We start from the raw sequence: 25,060 nt of genomic DNA, 5'->3' as shown, positions 1-25,060 counted from the left end.
GCTATGCGAACTATTTATTTATTTCTTCTTTTTTTCATTTTTCAGCCGGGAATTGCACAACCCATTCTTCGTTTGGAGGAGGCGCTAGATATAGCACTACAAAACAACTTCGATATTGTATTGGCCAAAAACAATGCCAGTATCGCTTCAACTCGAAATGATGCCGGAAACGCGGGAATGTTGCCCAATATCATGCTCAATGTCAATGACATTAACTCGATTACCAATACCAATCAAATACAAGGTGGCACCGAACGCACGTTAAATAATGCCAAGAATTTAGTCCTGAATTTTGGTGTGGCCTTGGATTGGACCGTTTTTGACGGACTTCGCATGTTTGCCCGCAAAGAACAATTGAAAAAACTGGAGGCTCAAGGTAAAGCCGCGCTTCAATCGGCAATTCTAACCCGAGTCGGTGATATCTATGTAGCGTATTATGATTTGGTACAACGGCAACAACAAATCAAGGCTGTAGATACGGCCATCGCATTATCTAAAGCGCGTTATACCGTGGCTGAAAATCGGTATAAAATTGGAAAAGCCTCCAAACTCGAAGTGCTCAATGCGCAAGTCGATTTAAACACCGACGAAAGTCTGCAAGTGCGACAAAAAGAACAATACAAAGCGGCAAAAATTAATCTTAATGTCTTGATGGCACGTGCCCCTGAACTGGACTTTCAGGTGGAAGAGTCTGTTATTTTGGAGGAAAATATAGATTTAGCTGCGCATATTTCCTTGGCCAAGTCACAAAATCCGCAGTTAATTGCTTTGATGTTAGCTAAAAACAGTGCAGAACTGCAATTGAAGCAAATTCGGGCTGGACGATATCCTACCATTCGAGTGAATACGGGCTACAACATTCAACGCACGGAAGCCTCGTTGGGATTCATTACTCAGTCGCAAAGTCAAGGATTCACGTACGGATTTTCGGCGAGTATGCCTATTTTTCAAGGCAACCAAATTAGTCGAGACGAACGCATTGCCAAATTAGAAATTGAAAATGCCAAACTTACTGTGGCGCAACAAGAATTATTGATCGTTGGACAACTGCAAAGTGCTTATGAGAGTTATCTTGCTCAAAAAAGTTTGGCCACTATTGAAGCAAATAATGTGACGTTGGCTGCACAAAATCTTGATATTACGCTTGCAAAATTCAAAATCGGTACACTCACTCCCATTGAATACCGCACTGCCCAGCAACAATACATTGAGGCAAAGATTCGCCATAGCAATGCTCTTTTTCAAGCCAAAATTTTCGAAACCACCCTCAAAGAATTATCGGGTACTTTGCGGTTTTGGAAGTTTTATTGACACAATAAATCTTTTTTACTTCTTGTTGAATTCAATACAACATAAAGATTTCAGCTCATTAAGCTTTAGAAGAATGCGTTTAATGTAATCGAATTGACACATTTTTACACACTTTTTTTTCGGATACAAATGATGGAAATCACTTCAAATAATTTTTACTTTCCCGCTCGATATCGCTATCTTTGCCCCCGTCAAAATCAATACAATCATGCGAATTTCCTATAATTGGCTTAAGCAATTTTTAAAAATAGATTTACCTTCAGAAGAGACTGCGGCTTTACTAACCGACTTAGGTTTAGAAGTAGAAGTGGTCGAAAAATACCAATCGGTGAAAGGCGGTTTGGTTGGGGTTGTCGTGGGTGAAGTAAAAACCTGTGAAAAACACCCTGATGCCGATCGATTAAAAGTAACCACCGTTGATTTGGGCGATGGCAATCCACCTGTGCAAATAGTTTGCGGGGCTCCTAATGTTGCGGCGGGTCAAAAAGTACCTGTAGCCACCATCGGCACGCTGCTGTTTGATGCTTCGGGGAACGAATTTGAAATCAAAAAAGGAAAAATTCGCGGCCAAGAAAGCCACGGGATGATATGCGCCGAGGACGAATTGGGTTTGGGAACCAATCACGAGGGCATTATGATTTTGGATGCTAAATTAAAACCGGGAACACCTCTTGCTGAAGTATTGAAAATTGAAAACGATGAGGTGTTTGAAATTGGACTAACGCCCAACCGTGCCGATGCGATGTCACATATGGGGGTCGCTAGGGACTTGCGTGCAGGTTTGTTACTTCGCAATAAGAATATTGAGTTGATCACTCCTTCGGTTTCTGCCTTTAAAGTGGACAAACGCACCTTGAAAATTCCTGTGGATGTGGTGGATGCTAAGTTATGTCCACGGTATTGTGGTGTGACGATTTCGGGAATTAAAGTGAAACCTTCACCAGAATGGTTGCAAAACCGTTTAAAAGCGATTGGACTCAGTCCAAAAAATAATATTGTGGATGTCACCAATTATATTTTACATGAATTGGGTCAACCGTTGCATGCTTTTGACGCCGCCAAAATCAATGGAAAAATCACTGTAAAAACGGTAGCTGCGGGAACTAAATTTGTCACTTTGGACGATACCGAACGGGTATTGCATGAAGACGACCTCATGATTTGTGATGAAAACGGTCCATTGTGTATGGCGGGCGTTTTCGGTGGTAAATCTTCTGGCGTGACTGAAACGACGACTTCTATATTCTTGGAAAGTGCGTATTTTAATCCCGTTACGATTCGTAAAACGGCCAAACGCCATGGATTGAGTACTGATGCTTCTTTTCGTTTTGAGCGCGGGATCGACCCCAATATTACCGAATATGCCTTAAAAAGAGCTTCCATGTTGATTATGGAAGTAGCGGGTGGTGAAATGACTTCGGATGTAGTGGATTTATATCCCAAAAAAGTCGAGGATTTTTCGGTTTTCTTGAATTTTGACAAAGCGTTTAAATTAATTGGTCAAGAAATTCCGAAGGAAACCATCAAAAAGATTTTAGCGTCATTGGATATCAAGGTCAATAGCATTACCGACGCTGGATTAGGATTAATTATCCCAGCGTATCGTGTAGATGTGCAACGCGAGATTGATGTGATTGAAGAAATTCTTCGCGTGTATGGATACAACAATGTAAATTTTACCAAGAAAATCAATGCTACGGTAGCCAATTCGCCGCGCACAGAAGATTATAAATTACAAAACATTGTAGCGCATCAATTAAATGCGTTAGGCTTTCATGAAATGATGGCCAATTCGCTCACGACTGGCGATTATGTAAAGTTATCGCCTCAATTGAAAGAGGAATACAATGTTTCGATGTTGAATCCGTTGAGTAACGATTTGGCAACCTTGCGTCAATCCATGTTATTTTCGGGCTTGGAAGCGTTGTCGTACAATATCAACCGTAAGAATGGGGATTTGAAATTGTTTGAGTTCGGGAAAACATATCACAAATTGTTATCAGGCTATCAAGAGAAAAAACATCTAACCGTTTTCATGACCGGTGATCGAACTGCTGAAAGTTGGAATGAACCCCAACGTCCTACCGATTTCTTTGTTTTCAAAGGGGTGATTCTTTCCTTATTTGATCGATTAGGATACCATAAGATTGAGGATAAACCCGTACAAAACGATGTGTTTTCAGAAGGAATATCGATGGGATTCGGCAATGATGTATTGGTTGAATTTGGAGTAGTTAAAAAACATATTATCAAGCATTTTGACATAAAGCAAGAAGTCTTCTATGCCGATTTTAATTGGGACTTGATCATCAAAATGATTTCCAATAAAATCAAATTCCAAGACATTCCGAAGTATCCTGAAGTTCGTCGTGACCTTGCTTTATTAGTGGACCAAAGTGTTGCTTTTGAAAGTCTCTATAAATTGGCTCGTCAAACGGAAAAAAGTTTGCTAAAACAAGTAAACTTATTTGATGTGTATGAGGGCAAAAATTTACCGGAGGGCAAAAAATCGTATGCCTTGAGTTTTATTCTCCAAGATACGACCAAAACTCTTACGGACACGCAGATTGATAAAATCATGGGGAAACTACAGACCGTCTTTCAAAATGAAGTGGGCGCACAGCTGCGTTAAATCAAAGCTTCTAAGTTTAAAAAATCAAGCCATCGTAAATGATGGCTTTTTTTTAGGTAAAAAATTAACGAAAGTTCATCGTTATACGTTTGCAATTTCTTTTAAATTCGTAATTGTCAAACTTTTACCACTTCACCATGAGATTGCTTGAAAAAAGATCGTTAGCGGTGGAATTACAGCAAGTCCGCAACAAGATTACATCTCCCGATTCATTCGTTGATTCGTTACGCAAAACGAGCAAAACGAGAACGTTAGTCGCTTCCCATGCATGTGCTACGGCAGAAGAGTCACTTGTTTCCACACCAAATGCGCTTACCTTTGATTTATTGGACACTGAGCGTATTTACCATGAAACGCACATCAAAAAGTTGTGTATCGACTATCGACTTCGCTTTTTGGATATCACGTTATTTAAACAAGATTTTCCAGTAGAAGCTATTGATGCGATTCAAGATTTAGAAAAAACACATAATGTTTCATTACAAGGATTGAAAATCGCGGCACCTTCCAAGACCTTTAGTCTTAAAAATTATGATGATCCCTTGTTGTTTGCTCCTTTGGGTAATGATTACTATTATTTAATTCACCAATGGGGAAATGATGTATCACCTTGGCGAAAGTGGAAGTATTGGCCGATTAAAAATGCGGTAACATTTATGGTCTTTAGTTTGGTAGTAAGTGCGTTATTCACTTGGGTAATGCCCCTAAATAAATTAGGAACTACCCTATTATGGGCACCCTTTATCGTATTTTTATTTGCTTTCAAATCTATAGTCGCAACGGTTGCCTATTACTTTTTCATGATGGGTAAAAACTTCAATAGTGAAATTTGGAACCGTCCCTTTAAAGAAAATTAAAAAAGACCGATTCATTTACGAATCGGTCTTTTCATTTTAAACCTAACAAAACATAATTAACTATTTACGGTAACACAACGGTATCTACCACATGAATCACACCATTGGATTGGAAAACATTGCCGATAGTCACGGTAGCTACATTTCCATTTCGGTCACTCACCAAGAGTGTATTGCCTTTTTGTGTGACTGTTAATTCGCCACCAGCTACCGTTTTTAATGTTGCTTTCCCCTTCCCTTTTTTGACAAGATTCATTAAATCTTCGGCAGAAAATTTTCCTGCTACCACATGAAACTTTAAAACCGTTTGCAGTTTTTCTAAATTTTCGGGTTTCAACAAATAGTCCACGGTACCAGCAGGCAATTTATCGAAGGCAGCATTGGTGGGTGCAAAAACGGTAAATGGGCCAGCGCTTTGCAACACATCGACCAAACCGGCGGCTTTTACGGCAGCCACCAAAGTGGTATGATCTTTTGAATTAAGAGCATTCTGAACAATATTTTTGGAGGGATACATGGGAGCTCCTCCTACATTGACTGTTTTTTCACTTTGCGCAAAAGCGATACCTGAGCATAATAATCCGACTAAAACGAATTGGACCAATTGATTTCTTGTTTTCATAAATTCTTTTTTAAATATTACTATCTTATTTGTTTAGACATATACGACAAGAATACACTATTGGTTTTTTGGTAAAAAAAAATCCCGAACCTAAGTCCGGGATTTCCCTTATGTATTCATCAACTTGTGATTACTTTTCACCTTTTTCCATTTTAGCTTTTAATTCAGCCAAGATGTCATTGTTATCGCCTAAAGTTGAAGCGGGAGCGTTAGTAGAAGTAGTTTCAACTGCTTTTACGTTTTTCTCTTCTTCTTCTCTGAAGATTGCGGTGTGAGAAGCAACTACGCGTTTGAATTCTTTATTGAATTCAATCACTTTAAATTCAGCTGATTCCCCTTTTTTCAATTTCTTACCGTCTTCTTTTTCTAAGTGACGTGCAGGAATGAAGGCAACCACATCATCTCCGAAATCAACCGTAGCACCTTTGTCAACGATTTCAGCAATAGTTCCGCTGTGAACTGTACCTACACCGTAAGCTGCTTCGTGCTTATCCCATGGATTTTCAGTCGTTTGTTTGTGACCTAATGAAAGTTTTCTTCCATCTACGTCCAATTCTAACACAACTACATCTAATTTATCACCAACGTTAACAAATTCTGATGGATGCTTGATTTTTTTCGTCCAAGACAAGTCAGAGATGTAAACTAAACCATCGATTCCTTCTTCTAATTCAACGAAGATACCGAAGTTAGTGAAGTTACGAACGATACCCGTGTGTTTCGAACCAACAGGGTATTTAGAGGTAATATCCGTCCAAGGATCTTGTGATAATTGTTTGATCCCTAAAGACATTTTACGCTCATCGCGGTCTAAGGTTAAGATCACAGCCTCAACTTCATCACCAACTTTTACGAAATCTTGCGCTGAACGTAAGTGAGTCGACCAAGACATTTCAGAAACGTGAATCAAACCTTCCACACCTTCAGCTACTTCGATGAAAGCTCCGTAGTCAGCGATAACGACTACTTTACCTTTCACTTTATCACCTACAGATAATTCAGATCCTAAAGCATCCCATGGGTGCGCGTGTAATTGTTTTAAACCTAATTGGATACGTGTTTTCTCATCATCAAAGTCTAAGATAACCACATTCAATTTTTGGTCTAATTCCAATACTTCGCTGGGGTGGTTGATACGTGACCAAGATAAGTCAGTGATGTGGATTAATCCGTCAACACCTCCTAAATCGATGAATACACCGTAAGAAGTGATGTTTTTAACTACACCTTCTAATACTTGACCTTTTTCTAATTGACCGATGATTTCTTTTTTCTGAACTTCGATATCTGCTTCGATCAATGCTTTGTGCGATACTACAACGTTTTTGAATTCGTGGTTAATTTTTACCACTTTGAATTCCATCATTTTGTTTACGTATACATCGTAATCACGGATAGGTTTCACGTCGATTTGAGAACCAGGTAAGAAAGCCTCGATTCCGAATACGTCAACGATCATACCCCCTTTGGTTCTGCATTTTACAAAACCGTTAACGATTTCGCCAGTTTCGTGTGCAGCGATAACGCGATCCCATGATTTGATTGTTCTTGCTTTACGGTGAGAAAGTACTAATTGTCCTGTTTTGTCTTCACGTACATCGATTAATACTTCTACTTTGTCCCCAACTTTCAAGTTTGGGTTGTAACGGAATTCGTTTAAAGAAATAACCCCTTCCGATTTTGCATTAATATCAACGATAGCGTCACGGTCAGTAATACGAACAACCACACCTTCAACCACTTCTTCGTTGTCGGTAGAAATGAAAGTCTTAGCAACTAAGTCTTCAAATTCTCTTAAATTGTTCTCGTCTACTGCGTCGATTCCTTCGGCATAGTTATGCCAGTTAAATTCATTTAAAAACGCTACTTGATCTTTGTTTAATTCAGCCATGCTGATGATTCTATTTGTATGCTGTGCTTTTCGAGTTTCTTGAGCGAGTAAAATACACAACAGTGTTTTACGTAAATGATTCAATACCAATTGGAAACTCTTCTTCGCCAAAAGGTGTGCAAAAGTACGTTTTTATTCTTAACCTCAAAACATTTCAACCAGAAAATTAAACTATTAGCTACAAAAAACCCTCTCCGAAGAAAGGGTTTGGTATAGTATATTAATGACTCACTTGAGCCACATCCTCGGGATTGTGTTTGTGTTTGAAGAAAATGGCAAAAAGAATAGCAATGATAAGTGAATACACGGCAAAAGCCAGCCAAATGTTATGCCAGTCGCGAACACCGTCATGGGTGTAATATTTTTCAATGGCCCAACCCGAAGTGAAACTACCTAATATCGCCCCAAATCCGTTGGTCATCATCATAAACAACCCTTGCGCTGAGGAGCGTATAGTTGCCGAAGTTGAAGTTTCAACAAAAAGTGACCCAGAAATATTGAAAAAATCAAAAGCCATCCCATATACAATACAAGACAGTATAATCATCCATAATCCATCCGTCGGATTTCCATAGGCAAAAAGTCCAAAACGCAATACCCACGCCAACATAGAAATTAGCATCACTTGTTTGATGCCAAAACGTTTTAGAAAATAGGGAATAGCTAAGATGAAAAGCGTCTCTGAAATTTGAGAAATTGACATAATTATAGTCGAATATTTCACGACAAAGGAATCTTTATACTCAGCCACATTTTTGAATTCATCTAAGAATACATCCCCATAGGCATTGGTTAATTGCAGAGCTCCTCCTAAAAACATAGAAAAAATGAAAAACAAAGCCATTTTATAATTGCCAAATAATTTGAATGATTCTAATCCGAGCGAACGTTTTTCCTGTTTATTCTGTTGCGGGGGACATTTCGGCAATGAAAAAGAATATACTCCTAACGCGATTGCACCAATCCCAGCGATATAAAACTGATATTCAGTAGCTTTACTATCGGTTAGATTAGTAAGCCACATGGCTGCAATAAATCCAATAGTTCCAAAAACGCGAATCGGAGGAAAATCTTTAACGACATCACTATTGGGACTATTTTTTAATGCGGTATAGGAAATAGAGTTTGATAAAGCAATAGTAGGCATGTAAAAACTCATCGCCAACAACATCACATAAATAAACGTAGAAGGGTCATTTACTTGTGGCAAATAAAATAAGACTGCAGCATATAACAAATGTAAAACACCATACAATCGTTCAGCATTAATAAACCGATCCGCCATGATCCCTGTGAGAGTTGGCATGTATAAGGAGGCTACCCCCATGGTTCCAAACACCAGTCCAAATTGTGTTCCATCCCATTCACGTGTTCCGAACCAATAATTAGCAATCGTTATCAACCATGCTCCCCATACAAAGAATTGCATGAAATTCATGAAAATTAATCTGTATTTTACACTCATAATTATTAATCGTTTTGGTTAATCAAGCTCGTAAAGCTACGAGAATAAATGAGATTCACAAAGATTTACATCGATTTCGTTTTGGCTGCAACCCATTCCAATACGCGTTGTAGTTGGGCTTCCCGACTTAGGTTGGAATTATCCAATTCAATAGCATCGTCTGCTTTTACCAAGGGGGAATCGGCCCGATGGGTGTCGATATAATCGCGCTCGTTTACGTTTTGCAACACGGCTTCATACGTAACCGAATCGCCTTTGGCCTGCAACTCAGCAAAACGCCGTTGCGCCCTTGTTTCTGGGCTAGCCGTCATATATATTTTCAATGCCGCATCGGGAAACACCACGGTACCAATATCGCGGCCATCCATCACCACCCCTTTTTCTTTACCCATGGCTTGTTGTTGTTCGACCAACTTGGCACGGACCGCAGAAATTTCGGCAACTTTACTTACTAATGATGAGACCTCTAGCGTACGGATTTCGCGTTCAACATTGACGCCATTGAGGTACATTTCACCGTAACCCAACTCGGTATTAAACACAAAATGCAGTGTAATTTGTTTGAGATCGGCGGTAAGCCCTTCGGCATCCAAATGATGGGGAGATACAAATCCGTGTTGCATCGCATACAAGGTTACGGCGCGGTACATGGCTCCCGTATCCACATAAACATAGCCTAGTTGTTGTGCTAATTGTTTGGCTAAAGTACTTTTCCCTGTGGAGGAAAATCCGTCGATGGCAATGGTAATTTTTTTCAATACACTAAAATATTAATAATCATCTTGAAGATTTATGGTCAACCCAAACAAACTTGTGTTGGCCGCCAAAGTATATCTTGAATAGGAATAATTAAATTTCAATCGCCCCATTTTCAACCCAAAACCGGCTGAAATTCCCGAAAAATTCCGTTGGTCTACAATGCGTAATTCTTCGGCGCGACGGAAATTATACCCCAAACGCAAATTAACACTTTTTCGAGGAAACAACTCCACCCCAAAAATGACATGGCGTAGCGCATTGTTGATGAAACCTACTTTTTCTTCATTTGACCCTCCATCGATGGTACCCACAGCTCGATTGGGATTGGAAAAAGCCACATTCCACTGCTGTAAATTTTCCAACGTTAAATGCCAACGAATAGGTACGTTATCCAATTCTTGCGAAACCCCAATGAGAACTTCCAAAGGGAGTCGCTCGCGCGTACCCGCAAAAGTGGTGATTTGAGTGCCCACATTTCGTACCGAAAGCGCCCAATTGACATCGTTGCGTTCGTCGATAAACAAAAAACCAAAATCGGCGGCAGCGCCAAACGAGCTATACGATTCTAAGGTTGAAGAAATGAGTTTGGCATTGGCGCCCAAATATATACTCGTAAAAGGAATGTTGTAAGCATAGCCCAAAGACAGCGCCATTTCACTACCTGTAAACGTATTGGTGGGTGTTCCAAATTCGTCATACCCTTGAAAAGAACCGTAATTGACATAGTTTACTCCCGCGTGAAACGTTTGAATATGACGGTCATAAGTGTAGGCATAGGCCGCTGTTCCGTAGGTCACTTCACCAAAAAGACTGCCATAATTGACCGCCAAATGATTGTCCATTTCAGGATTGATCGTAGCAGGGTTGAATAAGGCTTGATTGACATCCGAATCGTAAAGGGTAATTACCTTTCCGCCCAAAGCCGCTTGACGTGGTGAGGTCACTAAATTAAGAAACTGATATACCGAACGACCGCCCACTTGACTCCAACCAAGGGAAGTACAAAGCAGCACACATAAAAGTTGCAGTTTAGGGGTCATAGTTTTGAACAACACACAGGGTATAACGGAAATGCGAAGATATTATTTTTAACGGGACTCTAAAAATCACACCAAAAAAAAGCGCCAGGATTTCCCAGCGCTATAGTATGATTAATGGATTGCCTTAAGCAATTGCTTTAGCATTTTTTACTTTTTGAGCGGTAAGGGCCAAGCTGATTACTTCTTGCATTTCTTTAACATAATGAAATGTCAATCCTTTGCGGTATTCGGCATTGATATCATTGATGTCACTTTCATTTTCATGACATAAAATAATTTCTTTGATATTGGCTCGTTTGGCCGCTAAGATTTTTTCTTTGATTCCTCCCACCGGTAAAACTTTCCCACGAAGGGTAATCTCCCCTGTCATAGCTAAACTTTTCTTTACTTTACGTTGGGTCAATAACGAAACCATCGAAGTCAACATAGCAATACCAGCACTGGGTCCATCTTTGGGTGTGGCCCCTTCGGGAACATGCAGGTGAATGTTGTACTTGCCAATGACATCTTGATCCAATCCAAACAACTCGGCGTTGGCTTTGATATACTCTAAGGCGATGGTTGCTGATTCTTTCATTACATTCCCAAGATTTCCGGTCAAAGTAAGACTTCCTTTTCCTTTCGAAATTGATGATTCGATAAACAAAATATCGCCTCCCACGGAAGTCCAAGCTAAGCCAGTGACTACTCCAGCTACTTCATTTCCTTCTGCTTTGTCCCGTTCCAACTTGGGCGCCCCTAAAATGGCCACTACATCTTCATCGGTCAATTTTACATTGTACGATTCTTCCAATGCGATGGATTTGGCAGCATTGCGAATGACTTGAGCGATTTTTTGCTCCAAGCCGCGTACGCCTGATTCACGGGTATATCCTTCTACAATTTTCTCTAATTGTTTTTTACCAATAGTCAAATCTTTTGCTGTTAACCCATGCTCCTTTAACTGTTTGGGGACCAAATGTTGCCGCGCAATTTCGACTTTTTCTTCAATAGTGTAGCCCGACATTTGAATCACTTCCATACGATCGCGCAGGGCAGGTTGTATCGTTGACATCGTATTTGACGTGGCAATAAACATCACCTTCGACAAATCGTAACCCATTTCTAGGAAATTGTCGTAAAATGAATTGTTCTGCTCGGGGTCTAAAACCTCCAATAAAGCCGACGAAGGATCGCCGTTATGGCTAATGGAGAGCTTATCGATTTCATCCAAAATAAAAACAGGATTGGAAGTTCCAGCTTTTTTAATGTTTTGAATAATACGACCGGGCATCGCACCAATATAGGTTTTACGATGACCACGAATTTCAGCTTCGTCGCGCAAACCACCGAGTGAAATACGCACGTATTCGCGCCCTAAGGCTTCCGCAATCGAACGACCAATTGACGTTTTCCCTACCCCAGGAGGTCCGGTTAAACATAAAATTGGGGATTTCATATCGTTACGGAGTTTCAAAACGGCCAAATGTTCAATGATTCGTTTTTTGACGTCCTCCAATCCAAAGTGGTCACGGTCCAATATTTTCTGGGCATTTTTCAGATCAAATTTGTCTTTTGAAAAGTGCTCCCAAGGCAAATCAAGAATCAATTCCAAATAATTACGTTGAATTCCAAAATCAGGCGATTGTGGATTCATACGTTGAAATTTCGAAAATTCTTTTTCAAAATTTTTGGCTGTTTTTTCGTCCCACTTTTTGGCTTTGGCACGTTGCCGCATTTCTTCAAATTCTTGCTCGTAGGTAACTCCACCCAATTCTTCTTGAATGGTTTTCATTTGTTGATGCAAGAAATATTCGCGTTGTTGTTGATCGAGATCAATACGCACTTTGGTTTGAATATCGTTTTTGAGTTCCAATTTTTGCAACTCAACATTCATATATTTCAATGTTTCCAGCGCCCGCTCTTTCAACACATTCATTTCCAACAGATTTTGCTTCTCTTGAACCGACAAGTTCATGTTGGAAGAAATAAAATTGATGAGAAAGGATTGGCTCTCAATATTCTTAATGGCAAAAGTAGCCTCGGTGGGAATATTGGGACTTTCTTTGATGATTTCGATGGCCAATTCGCGCATGGAATCAATGATAGCATTGAATTCGGTATCGTAAATTCCAGGACGTTTTTCGGGAACTTCTTTGATATCGGCTTTAAAATAAGGCCGTTCAGAAATCATGGCATCAATTTCAAAACGCTTTTTCCCTTGTAGAATAACCGTAACATTTCCATCGGGCATTTTAAGCACCCGTAAAATTCGGGCCACTGTTCCGATCGGATAGATATCGTTCATCGATGGATCTTCAATATCTTCGTTCTTTTGCGCTACAACGCCAATGATTTTGTCACCTGCATTGGCATCATTAATCAGTTTGATGGACTTATCACGACCGGCTGTAATTGGAATAACAACTCCTGGAAAAAGAACCGTATTGCGTAAAGGGAGTATAGGAAGCGTCTTGGGCAAGTCCTCATTGGCCATTTCCTCCTCATCTTCGGGAGTCATGAGCGGGATCATTTCCGCATCGGCATTGAAGTCCTGCAAGGACAAACTGTCAAAAGAGATTAGTTTTTGATTCGACATAATGGCTTTTTGTCAAAATGACATTTAAATATTAACAATTCCGTAAACAAAGGTAGGAGATGCTATGGCAAAACCCAACAAAAAATCGACATATAACCCAGAAAAACCCATTAAATAAAGGCATTTTGCTATTCATCGATGTTTTCATCAGAAAAAAGTCAACATTTATGCCATAAAACAAAAAACCGCCAAAGTGGCGGTAATTGTATGATGCATAATTAGTGTTAGTTTAAGATGTAGGAATCTAACTCTTTGGTGTAAGAGGTTAAACCTAACAATTCTGATTTAACAGGGCCCACATTTTTAGCATACCAAACCTCTGTTTCAGTTGCTCCAATTGGCATTCCCAAAATAGTATATTCTTGTGAAAGTTTCATGTGAATTACATTGGGATAGGTTTGCCCATTTACAGTAATCGTTAAATCTTTACCTAATATTTCCCCAGTATAATTTGCCACTTGTGTTATATCAGGAAAATTTGGATCGTTGTAATTAATGACTTGAGAATAGGTACCGGTCCAAGTTTGACCTACATTTAGATAATCTTTTAAAATAGTATATTCAAATCCAGTAGCAGTGTAACCTGTTGGTGTTCCTGCTCCCACTGTGGTTCCATCGACAATGTAAATATAATCGCCGTTTATTTTTTTGAGTGAAAGGGTTGTGGACGAAGTATTACCAAGTGATGTAGTTGGATTTTGAGGATTAAATTTAAACACAGTAACGCCACCAGTATTGACAACTTGAACAATTTTCATAGGATCGGCATCCAATACACCATTGGTTTTGTAACGCCATTGGTTGTTTAAAGCAGCCGGATAATAATCTCCTGTAGATCCATTTCCTCCACCGCCACCATTTCCTCCGCCACCAGGATTATTGGCTGCATTGGCCAAAGCCGCAGGATCCACAGGTTCCACATTACACGAATAAAAAGAGAGGGCAAATACAGCTAAGGCAAGGAAACTTAATTTTTTCATTGTTGTTAAAATTTTTTCAAATATATAAAATTAGTTTTTCAGATTTACATTTTTAGGAACCCGAAGCAATAGAAACAATCCAAACACAAAAAATAGCCCCAGAAAAACAATAGCATTACGCATGGAACCCGTAATTTGGTCAATAACGCCATAGAGGGTCATTCCGATAACAATACCCACTTTTTCAGTAACATCATAAAAACTAAAAAACGAGGCCGTATCGTCGGTTTCGGGCAATAATTTTGAATACGTTGATCGTGCCAGCGATTGGATACCGCCCATAACCAAACCTACGAATCCAGCCGTAGTATAAAAATGAATGGGCAAGGTGATAAAAAAGGCAAAGCAACACAGTACTGCCCAAAAAGCACAGAGAAAAATCAAGGTTCTTATATTGCCGTATTTTTCGGAAGCCCGTGAGGTAAGAAAAGCCCCCAATACAGCTACCAATTGAATCAATAAAATACTGATGATTAATCCGGTTGTTTTTTGACTTGGATTTTCCCACTGTACTTCGGTAGCCCCAAAATAAGTAGCCACTAACATCACGGTTTGAACCGCCATGATAAACACAAAATAACTGTGCAAATAGCGTTTTAAAGGGAGGTTTTGTTGCATTTGCTTCCAGACTTGCTTCAACTCGTGAAACCCTTTGAAAATAAAATCTTTAGTTAGCGGAACATTGGAACGGTTGCCTTTGGGCAAATAATAGTAAGTGATATGACTAAATCCAATCCACCAAACGCCAACCATAATAAACGAATACTTCATCATGGCAATTTTCTCCATCCCATCTACCGACATCACCATGGCCAAATTGACGATGAGTAATAGCGTACTTCCAATATAGCCCATCGAAAATCCGCGTGCACTTACCCGATCTTGTTGCTCTGGAAATGCGATATCGGGCAGGTACGAATTGTAAAACACCAAACTAGCCCAGAATCCAATGAGTCCAAAGAAATAAAAGACATAACCAAGAGTTAGATTATCGATGTCAAACCAATACAATCCAATACAAGACAAACCGCCCATATAACAGAAAAAGCGTAAAAAAGACTTCTTATTTCCCAAGTAATCTGCAATTCCTGACAAAAAAGGCGAACAAATAGCGACCCAAATAAAGGCAAATGCAGTGACGAAAGAAATCATTGCGGTAGCTTTAATTTCATACCCTAGAAATAGGGCATTCTTTCGTTTTGCTAACTCGAAGATTTGCTCATAATAAATCGGAAAAATGGCAGAAGCAATTACTAAACTATACACCGAGTTGGCCCAATCATAGAATGCCCACGCATTCAACAACTTAGGATGGCCTTTAGGAAGATTTGACATATCGAATGAATACAATTAAAAAAGTCATCACAACTCCTATGATGACTTCAAATATAGAAGAATAAAATGATTTATTTAAAGCTCACTCCGAATTTTGCAGCTTCGGTTTTTACGGCAGGTAACAATTCGCGAATTTGCGCCATACGGGTAGCATCAGAAGGGTGTGTGCTTAAAAACTCCGGAGGGGCTTGTCCTCCCGACTTAGCGCCCATACGCTCCCAAAACGGAATGGCTTCCTCGGGATTATACCCCGCAATGGCCATCAGTAAAAGTCCGATTTTATCCGCTTCACTCTCATGCTTACGACTAAAAGGCATCATCCCTCCTACTTGAGTGGTAACTCCATAAGCGGTCATGGCGAGTTGTTGGGTTTCTGCAGATTTATTTCCTACAGCAGCGCCAACGCCAATGGCTCCCAATTGTTGCAATAATCCAGCACTCATTCGTTGTTGGCCATGGTTGCATAAGGCATGGGCTACCTCATGTCCCATGACAGTCGCCAAACCTGCATCGGTTTGCGTAATGGGAAGAATACCGGTATAAAATACAATTTTTCCTCCCGGCATACACCATGCATTCACCTCTTTATTTTCTACCAATCGGTATTCCCATTGGTAATCTTTAAGGTATTCGGGATGCCCATTGGCTTGCAACCAACGTTCGGCGGCCACTTTGATTTTGGTGCCGATCTGCTCCACTTTACGTGCTTCGGGTGTATTGGTCACCACTTTATTTTCGGACAAAAATTGACTGTACTGTTGAAAAGAAGAGGGCAAAATTTCGCTATTGGGCACAAAAGCCATGGTACTCTTTCCTGTAAAAGGATTGGTAGCACATGCGGCAACGAGTAAAATGGCAACGAATCCGGAGGTCAACTTTTTGTAATTCATAGGGTTAAATTTTAGACAAAAATACAAAACTTACACTCCGATGATATGCAATTCGGTGAAATCCTTGTCGATAACAATCCCTTCAGCCACATTAATTGCCTCTTTGTCAAAAAGAATTTTTTCATTGTCAATTTCAATTCCTTTCACTTCAAATGGTAATCCAATCACTTGAATCGTAATCGTTTGGTATGGCGTTTCAAAAGAACCTTCTTGATGTTGCGTAATAAAAAGTTCGTTTTCTTTTCCGTTTAAGCTAAAGGTTTTATAGCTGTAACGGCCTTTGGTATAATCATATCCATCTTGAGCATCTTCATAGACATACGATTTTTCTTTCCCTAATTTGAAATACACTTCCAAACGCAATTCGGGACTTTCGATTTGTCCCACATATTGTTGAACAGGATATTTGGGAATAATAGCCCCTTCTTTGATAAAAATGGGGATTTGGTCAAAATCGGTACTCACCCAAAGCTCTCGTTTTCCGCGAACCAATTCTTGGGTCCAATAGTTATACCAATTGCCTTGGGGTAAATACAAGCGTCGTCCTTGCGCATTGGGTTCTAAGATTGGACAAACAAAAATTTGATTTCCAAATAAAAACTCATCCGTGCGATAGTGCGTTTGAGGATCCTCTTGGTCAAAATACACCAATGGTTTCAGCATCGGAATTCCATCGTTGATATAGTGCCAAAACATGGTGTAGAGATACGGCAATAGTTGGTAGCGTAATTCGACAAATTTTCGTGTGATTTCGATGACTTCTTCACCAAAACTCCAGGGTTCTTGATCGCCATGGTGTCCCGAAGAGTGGGTACGACAAAAAGGGTGAAACACGCCCAATTGGATCCAACGTGCAAATAATTCTGCACTGGGTTGTTCGGCAAACCCTCCGATATCGCTCCCTGTAAAGCCCATGCCTGAAATGGACATGCGTTGCATTTGCACATTGGCAATCCATAAATGTTCCCAGGTCGCCACATTATCACCTGTCCAAGACGAGGTATAGCGTTGTGCGCCAGAATAGGCTGAGCGGGTAATGATAAACGGACGCTTAGGGAAGGCAAATCGCTTCACCCCTTCATACGTTGCCCGAGCCATTTGGGTACCATAGATATTGTGGGCTTTGCGGTGACTGCAATTGTTGCCATCATAGTTGTGACGAACGTCAAGCGGGAACGTTTTGGTAGGCACTTCCATGACGGCGGGTTCGTTCATATCGTTCCATACGCCTTTCACACCGATTTCGGCAATTAACTCCTTAAACAAGCCAGCCCACCATTCACGTACTTCCGGATTGGTATAATCGGGAAAATTACATTCGCCAGGCCACACTTTTCCTTTCATATAGGGGCCGTCAGCACGTTTACAGAAATAATCTTTTTCAAGTGCTTCTTTATAGACCCAATAGTCGTTATCAATTTTAATCCCTGGGTCAATGATAACTACTGTTTTGAACCCATCTTTGGCCAATTCTTGCACCATGCGCTTGGGCTCTGGAAAATACTCTTTGCTCCAGGTAAAGCAACGGAACCCTTCCATATAATCGATATCCAAATAAATAGCATCACACGGAATTTGAAGTTCGCGAAACTTCGACGTAATTTCTTTTACCTTCGCTTCAGGATAATAACTCCATTTACATTGATGGTAGCCCAATGTCCAAAGGGGAGGCAATTCGGGTTTTCCGGTCAAATGGGTATAGGTGGTGACCACATCACTCATTTTGGGTCCATAGATGAAATAGTAGTTCATTTCACCCCCATCGGCCCAAAAACTTGTAACTCCTTTACGTTCATGACTAAAGTCAAAAAAAGAACGGAACGTATTGTCAAAGAAAATACCGTATGCCTTCGTATTTCGGAGTCCAATGTAAAAGGGAACCACTTTGTATAAGGGTTCCTGATCTTTATGAAAGGCATACTGATCGGTAGCCCAGTTTTCGAGGCGTTTGCCTTTTAAATTCAAATGGGTGGCCTTGTCTCCTAATCCATAAAAGCTCTCGCCTTCGGGAGACATTTTACTCATTTTGACAATATTGCCCCCAAATTCATAGGATTCTTCCCAATGAAATCCTAGTTCGTCTTCGACAATCGGCGTACCATCGAGTTCATAAATACCCACACGAGCGCTCTGTTTTTGAACGATAACATATACTTTGCTCGTTTGTATTTTATAATGATCTTCAAACTCGTTCAATTCCAACACATTATAACCATGGGATTGACTTTTGTCAATCGCATAGGAGAAATCATTGCTAAAATACCCTTTGGCCGTAAATCGGAAACGAATCATGCTATCGCGTAAAACGGTAACCCGCATGATTACATTGTTATCGGTAAAGAAATCGATGGAGTCAACTTCTTTGGTATAGGAGGTTATCGTGGACGGAAATAAATCGCCTTTATACTCAAGTTCGGTATTAATAATCATAAGAATGCAAATGTAAAAGTGCCAAATTTACAAAGTTGAAAGCGATAAATTAACACCCTAATATTCTTATTTTTAACTACAACGTTTGCGGTGTGAATAGCTTTTCTTTGTTACTATATTTCATCAAAAAAGTCCGAGGGGAATCGGACTTTAAGCAACTATTTTCAGAATGGGCATTACGATAGTGTAAATACGACCATTCCCAATGGAGGCAACTGAATCTCGGCAGAACATTCACGTCCGTTCCAAGGAAGTTTTTCTACTTTAATGACGGATGAATTGGTTACGCCACTGCCCCCATATTCAAGCTTGTCCGAAGTAAAAATTTCTGTTAATTTTCCTGATTTGGGTAGGCCAATGCGGTAGTGCTCATGAACCTGTGGCGTCATGTTACATACCACGATTAATTGTTCTTTTTCTTTGTTTCCTTTGCGTATGTAGGCCAATACTGAATTTTCACTATCCGAATAATTGATCCATTCAAATCCTTCGGCCGAGAATTGTTTCTCATATAGTGCAGGATAATTGCGGTACAAGGCATTCAAATCGGTGATGCATTGCTTGATGCCTTTGTGGTAATCGTATTGCAACAAATGCCATTCCAGACTACTTTCAAAATTCCATTCTTCACTTTGGCCAAACTCAGCCCCCATAAACAATAATTTAGTTCCAGGATGGGTAAACATATAACCGTAAAGTAAACGAAGGTTGGCAAAACGTTGCCATTCATCGCCCGTCATACGCCCTAGAATAGAATGCTTCCCGTACACGACTTCATCATGTGACAAAGGCAACATAAAGTTTTCGGTAAACGCGTAGGTCATGGAGAATGTAATATCGTTTTGATGGTATTTTCGGTAAATGGGTTCTTTTTTAAAATAGTGTAAGGTATCATGCATCCAGCCCATCATCCATTTCATGCCAAAACCTAAGCCTCCTAGAAAAGTGGGGCGTGATACCATAGGAAAACTGGTGCTTTCCTCGGCAATGGTTTGTACATCGGGAAACATTTGGTAGACGGCTTCATTGAAATCCTTAAGGAAACTAATGGTTTCGAGATTCTCTCTTCCCCCATAAATGTTGGGCTCCCACTCCCCATCTTTTCTTGAATAATCCAAATACAACATGGAGGCGACCGCGTCGACACGTAAACCGTCTGCGTGGTAATGTTGCAGCCAAAAGATGGCGTTGCTAATCAAGAAGGACCGGACTTCATTGCGGCCATAATTGAAAATCAAACTTTTCCAATCGGGATGATAGCCTTTTCGAATATCGGGATGTTCATACAGATGAGAGCCATCAAAAAAGCCTAAACCATGGGCATCGCTCGGAAAATGTGACGGTACCCAATCGAGAATGACGCCTATCCCCGCTTGATGCAATTTATCGACCAAGAACATAAAATCTTGGGGTTTGCCAAAGCGCGAAGTTGGGGCAAAATACCCCACCAGCTGATAGCCCCATGAAGGATCAAAGGGATATTCCATGATGGGCATAAACTCTACATGAGTGAATCCGGTTTCTTTGACGTAGCTCACAAGATCCTCAGCGAGCTCGATATAACTCAACGACCGATTTTGTTCAAGGTTGCGTTTCCAGGACCCTAAATGCACCTCGTATACCGACATGGGTTTGTCTAAACCGTTGTGGTTGGCTCGGTTTTTCATCCAACTGGCATCTTTCCATTTATAGTCCAAATCCCAAACTACCGAAGCGGTATGCGGTGGCGTTTCACAATACAGTGCAAAGGGATCGGCTTTTTCGGTAATGACATCACCGTGATTGGATTGTATTTTGAATTTGTATTTGGTGCCTTTATCGATTCCGGGAATGAATCCTTCCCATATACCCGAGCTATCCCAACGTACTTGGAGGGGGTGTTGGCCTTCCACCCAATAGTTGAAATCGCCTACTACGGACACGTTTTTGGCGGAGGGTGCCCAAACGGCAAAATAGCATCCATAAACGCCGTCGACTTCGAGAAGGTGGGCGCCTAATTTTTCGTAGAGTTTAAAATGTTTACCGGCTTTGAACAAATCGATGTCGAAATCGGTAAAGAGGGAGTGGTGTTGTACTGGATTCATGTGGTGTGAGACCTAACAGGTTTTTGAAACCTGTTAGGTTTTATAATTAGTAATTAATTTATCTTTTTAGCCCGGATAGCAGCGGCATCCTCACGGAGTTTACGGAGTGAGATACAGCGGATAGCCGGAGCGGGCTTGGTTTGAAAACTGGGGTTGTGCTCCTAATAATTCATAATACTCTGTATGCCACGCAACGGAATCACAGCCCATCGGGGTCGAGAATTTAATTCATAACCCAACTCATAAACCGCTTTCTCGAGCAGACAGTATTTCAATAGAAATTCGATTTCTTGACTGTAGCCAATATTTAGATTTCCAGCTTGTACTTTTTCAATATAAGTATCCAAAAAGGCACCTACTAAGTAGCGGAATAACAATTCGGCAGCGTCAAACAACTCCTCTTGTTCTTGCGGGTACTTGTCGCGATTGTTGAAAATAGTGGCATAAATGGCATAATGAAATGATCGAAACATCCCTGCCACATCTTTGAGCGGAGGTTGTTTAACTTTACGGTCACGAATCGTACTTTCGGGTTCGCCTTCAAAGTCCAAGATGTAGAAATCATCGCCATTGACCAGGACCTGTCCCAAGTGATAGTCGCCGTGAATACGGATGCGTTCGGACTTCATTTTGGTCCAATCGAAATCCACAAAGTGCTTACGAATCAGTTTTTTATGCTCAAGAAATTGATGTGCTAGTTCAAGAGCCAATCCGTCGAGTTTGTGCAAGCTATTTTCAATAATATTCAATCGATTTTGAAATTGGTATAGCAATCGATTCTTCAACCAAACCGAGTAATCGCCATTGTAACGTGTGGGGGTAAAAGCAGTGTCATGACTATCGCCTCCTAGCGCGACATGCATTTCGGCTGTACGGAGCGCTAACGTTTGTATGCGTAGAAAAAGACTCAATCCTACCCAATCAATAATTTCAGGTGGAATTTCCTGAATTTTCAAACGTTTAAACATCGGAATTTGTGGGAGCTTGCTGACTTTGATTATTTTACGTGTTAACGTATCAAATACGGTATCCAAATGGTCAAGCATAAACTTCCAAGCGTCGCCTTGGTTGGGCACTAATTCTTGCATTAATCCCAAGGTTATGTTTCCCTCTGGGAGCGCGAGATTAATACTACCCGTGTAGGCGGGAGTATTTTTGTATTCCATGCGCTCGGTCAAGAAGCGACTGATTTCATAATCGGGATTGGTACTCACATAAATACGACGGAAAATTTTCAATACAAAACTATCGTTGTACACTATAGAAGTATTACTTTGCTCTACCCCCATGAATTTGGAAGATTTATAAGCCACATCACCCAAATGCATTCCTTTGTGAAATACGAGTTTAAACTCCTTATTATGGGTCGATTGTGCAATATTCTCATAAAGCAATTTTCGAAAATCCTCTTGATGCAATGCGTCGACCAAATAGCCGTCAATGTGCGCAAACCGTGCCGGTGAAATAATGGTACTCGTATCCAATTCATCCGAGGTCATAAAAGCAATGGGCATGAAATAATGCTGGAAAAAGGCTTCTTTAAAATTGACTTCCAATAAAACGCCATAATAAGTGTTTTTCTTGGAGGTAATTTTAAAATGATCGACTACTTCAATATACTTGAGTGTACTTGATTTTCCACCATACCAGCGCTTGTTGATGATGTAATTCTCTAAAATATCGGAAGAGAAAACTTTGATAAACTCATCATCGTTGAACGCGTTTTTCCACTCACTTTTAAAAGCAAATGGGGTGGCAAAAGTTTCCTGATTGTCCAATTTCATGGCCTAGGCGTTTTTGTTCGGGTTATTTGATAATTTTAAATAAATGGAACGGTAAAGCGGGATGGAGCTCCACAAAATTCCACTCCTTGTCCCAATGGTAACTGTTTCCAGTGATCAAATCGACCACCGTAATCGGATGTCCCTCACCGACTCCTAAAGAGGCGAGCGGTAGACGAACCCATGCTTGTTTGGTATAATAGGCGTCCAAACTCGCAATCATTAGTAATTCATTGGTCTTTGCATCGTCGTATTTATAGTAGGCTATAATTTGGTCGTTATCCGTATCGCAAAATTCGATATTATTAGTTTGTTGTAAGGCTGCATTTTCGTGACGAAGGGAGTTAATTTTGGTAATTAACAAGGTGATTTTATTTTCCTGCTGCCAATTCCAGTGTCTAATTTGATACTTTTCACTATCGTAATATTCTTCCTTTCCAGGCACTGCATCCGTAACCATGAACTCAAATACTGGACCGTAGATGCCCACTGAGGAGCTGAGAGTGGCTGCCAAAAAATACTTTTGCAAATGCATGCTTTCATTGGCACCTTGTAACGCAAATGGGTTGATATCGGGTGTATTTGGCCAAAAATTAGGACGAAAAAATTCTTTCTGATTGGTTTGCGTGAGTTCTGTTAAATACGCTTGTAATTCTGATTTCGAATTGCGCCAAGTAAAATAAGTATACGACTGCGTGAATCCTTGTTTCGCTAATTCATGCATGATCTTGGGACGTGTAAAAGCTTCCGATAAAAACAACACATCAGGATGTTTCTTCTTAACTTCAGCAATTAGCCAACCCCAGAAATAGAAAGGCTTTGTATGAGGATTATCAACACGATACACACGAATTCCAAAATCTTCAATCCAATATAAAGCACAACGTAAAAGTTCGTCCCAAAGATTTTTCCAATCGGGGGTTTCAAAATAGATGGGAAGAATATCTTGGTACTTTTTAGGTGGATTTTCTGCGTATTGCACCGTTCCATCGGGGCGCCATTTAAACCATTGTGGGTGCTCTTTAACCCAAGGATGATCGGGAGCCGCTTGCAATGCAAAGTCCATCGCGATCTCAATTCCTAACTCTTTAGCGGTATTCACCAATGATTTAAAATCATCCAGCGTTCCCAATTCAGGGTGTAGTGCTTTATGTCCCCCATGATGGGAACCAATACCCCATGGAGAACCCACATCGCCGGGAGCAGCATCGGTAGCATTGTTCTTCCCTTTGCGGTTAACTTCCCCGATAGGGTGCACAGGCGGAAAATACAAAGTATCAAATCCCATTTTGGCCACGCGAGGCAGTAAGGCTTCACAATCTTTAAACGTCCCGTGTTTACCGGGAACAGATGATGCTGAGCGCGGGAAAAATTCATACCACGTACTAAACAACGCTTTCTTACGATCGACATAAATCGAATATTCCTGCGACTGATTCGCTAAGAGTTTTGTGGGATATTTTTTAAAAACAGCTTTAAGCTCCTCTGAAACGGCTGCTTTTATAGCTTCGTCATAATATTTTTCATCTGAAAACCAAGTCATTAATTCCGATAAATATTTTTTCTCGGAAGCCGACACAAGTGTTAGCAACGGTTGGAGGTATTCAACGCCCTCGAGTAATTCAGATTTTACATGCTGATGGTCATTGATTTTTTTGGTAATGCCATATTGCCAGTTTAAGGCGTAATCGACCCAAGCTTCTACAAAATAAACGTATTTTCCTTGCTTTTCGACAGTAAATTGTCCCGAAAAAGCATCATTGGGAAGCGCATGCATACGAACTTCCGTCCACTTTTTGTCTTTTTCAAATTTGTATTGAATGGCGGCTTCTAAAACATCATGCCCATCGGCCAAAACATCGGCAGTCACTTGAACCGATTGCCCTACAATTCGTTTGATTGGAAAGATTCCGTTATCTACTTGAGGCGCTATATTTTCTAAGATAACACGTCTTTGGTTTTGCATTATTATGTGTATTTATGAACTTTTTAAATTTAGGAAAAAAACATATAATGCAAACACGACGATTCAAATTTATGGATATTTTAAAAAACAGTAAACTTATGAAACCGATATTATCAATTGTGAACCAAATGAAGTAAAATTAATCAGTTTTTGAATAAGATGCCGAATTATCTAGACGAGTACTAAGCAAACTACATCCCACAACAATCGTGAGGCGGCTAGTTTAAATAAAGGATACTTAACCTGCCATTCAACTCACCCTTTCATATCCTTAACTAAATTCATAATTCATAACTCATAATTCATAATTTAAAATTCAAAATAATTCTTCGAGCGTGCCCCTCCGGGTCGGGCAATCCGTTGCAAGTCCTCGCTCCGTTGCCCTGCGCTGTGGGCTTTCCACTGCTGTCCCTCACGCGGCTGCGTGCGCTTTTACAAC

General features: G+C 40.4%; 16 protein-coding genes. 3 read left to right on the top strand and 13 right to left on the bottom strand.

Annotated elements, in window-relative coordinates:
- Positions 1-3: 3 nt before the first annotated feature.
- The 3 genes from BUC17_RS12290 (at position 4) to BUC17_RS12280 (ending at position 4,800) form a co-directional block, all read left to right on the top strand.
- Positions 4-1,311, top strand: coding sequence for a TolC family protein (locus BUC17_RS12290; RefSeq protein ID WP_073364951.1), 1,308 nt, complete (start codon positions 4-6; stop codon positions 1,309-1,311).
- A gap of 208 nt (positions 1,312-1,519) precedes the next feature.
- Positions 1,520-3,943 (top strand): phenylalanine--tRNA ligase subunit beta, encoded by a 2,424-nt coding sequence (gene pheT, locus BUC17_RS12285; RefSeq protein ID WP_073364949.1) that lies wholly within the window; start codon positions 1,520-1,522, stop codon positions 3,941-3,943.
- Positions 3,944-4,080: 137 nt separating this feature from the next.
- Complete coding sequence (locus BUC17_RS12280; RefSeq protein WP_073364947.1) at positions 4,081-4,800, top strand: hypothetical protein; 720 nt, start codon at positions 4,081-4,083, stop codon at positions 4,798-4,800.
- A 64-nt stretch (positions 4,801-4,864) separates the two neighbouring features.
- Here BUC17_RS12280 and BUC17_RS12275 read toward each other — a convergent pair whose 3' ends face one another.
- The 13 genes from BUC17_RS12275 to BUC17_RS12215 all read right to left on the bottom strand — a co-directional run bounded on the left by BUC17_RS12275 (position 4,865) and on the right by BUC17_RS12215 (position 24,621).
- On the bottom strand, positions 4,865-5,422 hold the full coding sequence (locus BUC17_RS12275) for a fasciclin domain-containing protein (protein ID WP_073364945.1): 558 nt from the start codon (positions 5,420-5,422) through the stop codon (positions 4,865-4,867).
- A gap of 130 nt (positions 5,423-5,552) precedes the next feature.
- On the bottom strand, positions 5,553-7,313 hold the full coding sequence (gene rpsA, locus BUC17_RS12270; protein ID WP_073365052.1) for a 30S ribosomal protein S1: 1,761 nt from the start codon (positions 7,311-7,313) through the stop codon (positions 5,553-5,555).
- Positions 7,314-7,533: 220 nt separating this feature from the next.
- Positions 7,534-8,778 (bottom strand): nucleoside permease, encoded by a 1,245-nt coding sequence (locus BUC17_RS12265; RefSeq protein ID WP_073364943.1) that lies wholly within the window; start codon positions 8,776-8,778, stop codon positions 7,534-7,536.
- A gap of 65 nt (positions 8,779-8,843) precedes the next feature.
- Positions 8,844-9,536, bottom strand: a complete 693-nt coding sequence (gene cmk, locus BUC17_RS12260) for a (d)CMP kinase (RefSeq protein WP_073364941.1) — start codon at positions 9,534-9,536, stop codon at positions 8,844-8,846.
- Between the two features lie 12 nt (positions 9,537-9,548).
- Positions 9,549-10,577 (bottom strand): type IX secretion system protein PorQ, encoded by a 1,029-nt coding sequence (gene porQ / locus BUC17_RS12255; RefSeq protein ID WP_073364939.1) that lies wholly within the window; start codon positions 10,575-10,577, stop codon positions 9,549-9,551.
- A gap of 124 nt (positions 10,578-10,701) precedes the next feature.
- Entirely contained in the window at positions 10,702-13,155 is a 2,454-nt protein-coding gene (lon, locus tag BUC17_RS12250; protein WP_073364937.1) for an endopeptidase La, read from the bottom strand.
- A gap of 224 nt (positions 13,156-13,379) precedes the next feature.
- Entirely contained in the window at positions 13,380-14,135 is a 756-nt protein-coding gene (locus BUC17_RS12245; RefSeq protein WP_073364935.1) for a hypothetical protein, read from the bottom strand.
- Positions 14,136-14,165: 30 nt separating this feature from the next.
- The gene (locus BUC17_RS12240; RefSeq protein WP_073364933.1) at positions 14,166-15,470 is read right to left on the bottom strand and encodes an MFS transporter; all 1,305 of its coding nucleotides are present in this window, start codon (positions 15,468-15,470) and stop codon (positions 14,166-14,168) included.
- 71 nt (positions 15,471-15,541) lie between these two features.
- The gene (locus BUC17_RS12235; RefSeq protein WP_073364931.1) at positions 15,542-16,360 is read right to left on the bottom strand and encodes a M48 family metallopeptidase; all 819 of its coding nucleotides are present in this window, start codon (positions 16,358-16,360) and stop codon (positions 15,542-15,544) included.
- A gap of 30 nt (positions 16,361-16,390) precedes the next feature.
- Positions 16,391-18,790 (bottom strand): glycoside hydrolase family 31 protein, encoded by a 2,400-nt coding sequence (locus BUC17_RS12230; protein WP_073364929.1) that lies wholly within the window; start codon positions 18,788-18,790, stop codon positions 16,391-16,393.
- A 176-nt stretch (positions 18,791-18,966) separates the two neighbouring features.
- Positions 18,967-20,874, bottom strand: coding sequence for a 1,4-alpha-glucan branching protein GlgB (gene glgB / locus BUC17_RS12225; protein ID WP_073364927.1), 1,908 nt, complete (start codon positions 20,872-20,874; stop codon positions 18,967-18,969).
- A 161-nt stretch (positions 20,875-21,035) separates the two neighbouring features.
- Positions 21,036-22,658, bottom strand: a complete 1,623-nt coding sequence (locus BUC17_RS12220; protein ID WP_073364925.1) for a trehalose synthase — start codon at positions 22,656-22,658, stop codon at positions 21,036-21,038.
- Positions 22,659-22,680: 22 nt separating this feature from the next.
- Positions 22,681-24,621, bottom strand: a complete 1,941-nt coding sequence (locus BUC17_RS12215; RefSeq protein WP_073364923.1) for an alpha-1,4-glucan--maltose-1-phosphate maltosyltransferase — start codon at positions 24,619-24,621, stop codon at positions 22,681-22,683.
- Between the last annotated feature and the right edge of the window lie 439 nt (positions 24,622-25,060).

The organism is Flavobacterium fontis (genome assembly GCF_900129405.1).
GTDB lineage: Bacteria > Bacteroidota > Bacteroidia > Flavobacteriales > Flavobacteriaceae > Flavobacterium > Flavobacterium fontis.
This window is presented reverse-complemented; position numbering and strand designations above follow the sequence as displayed.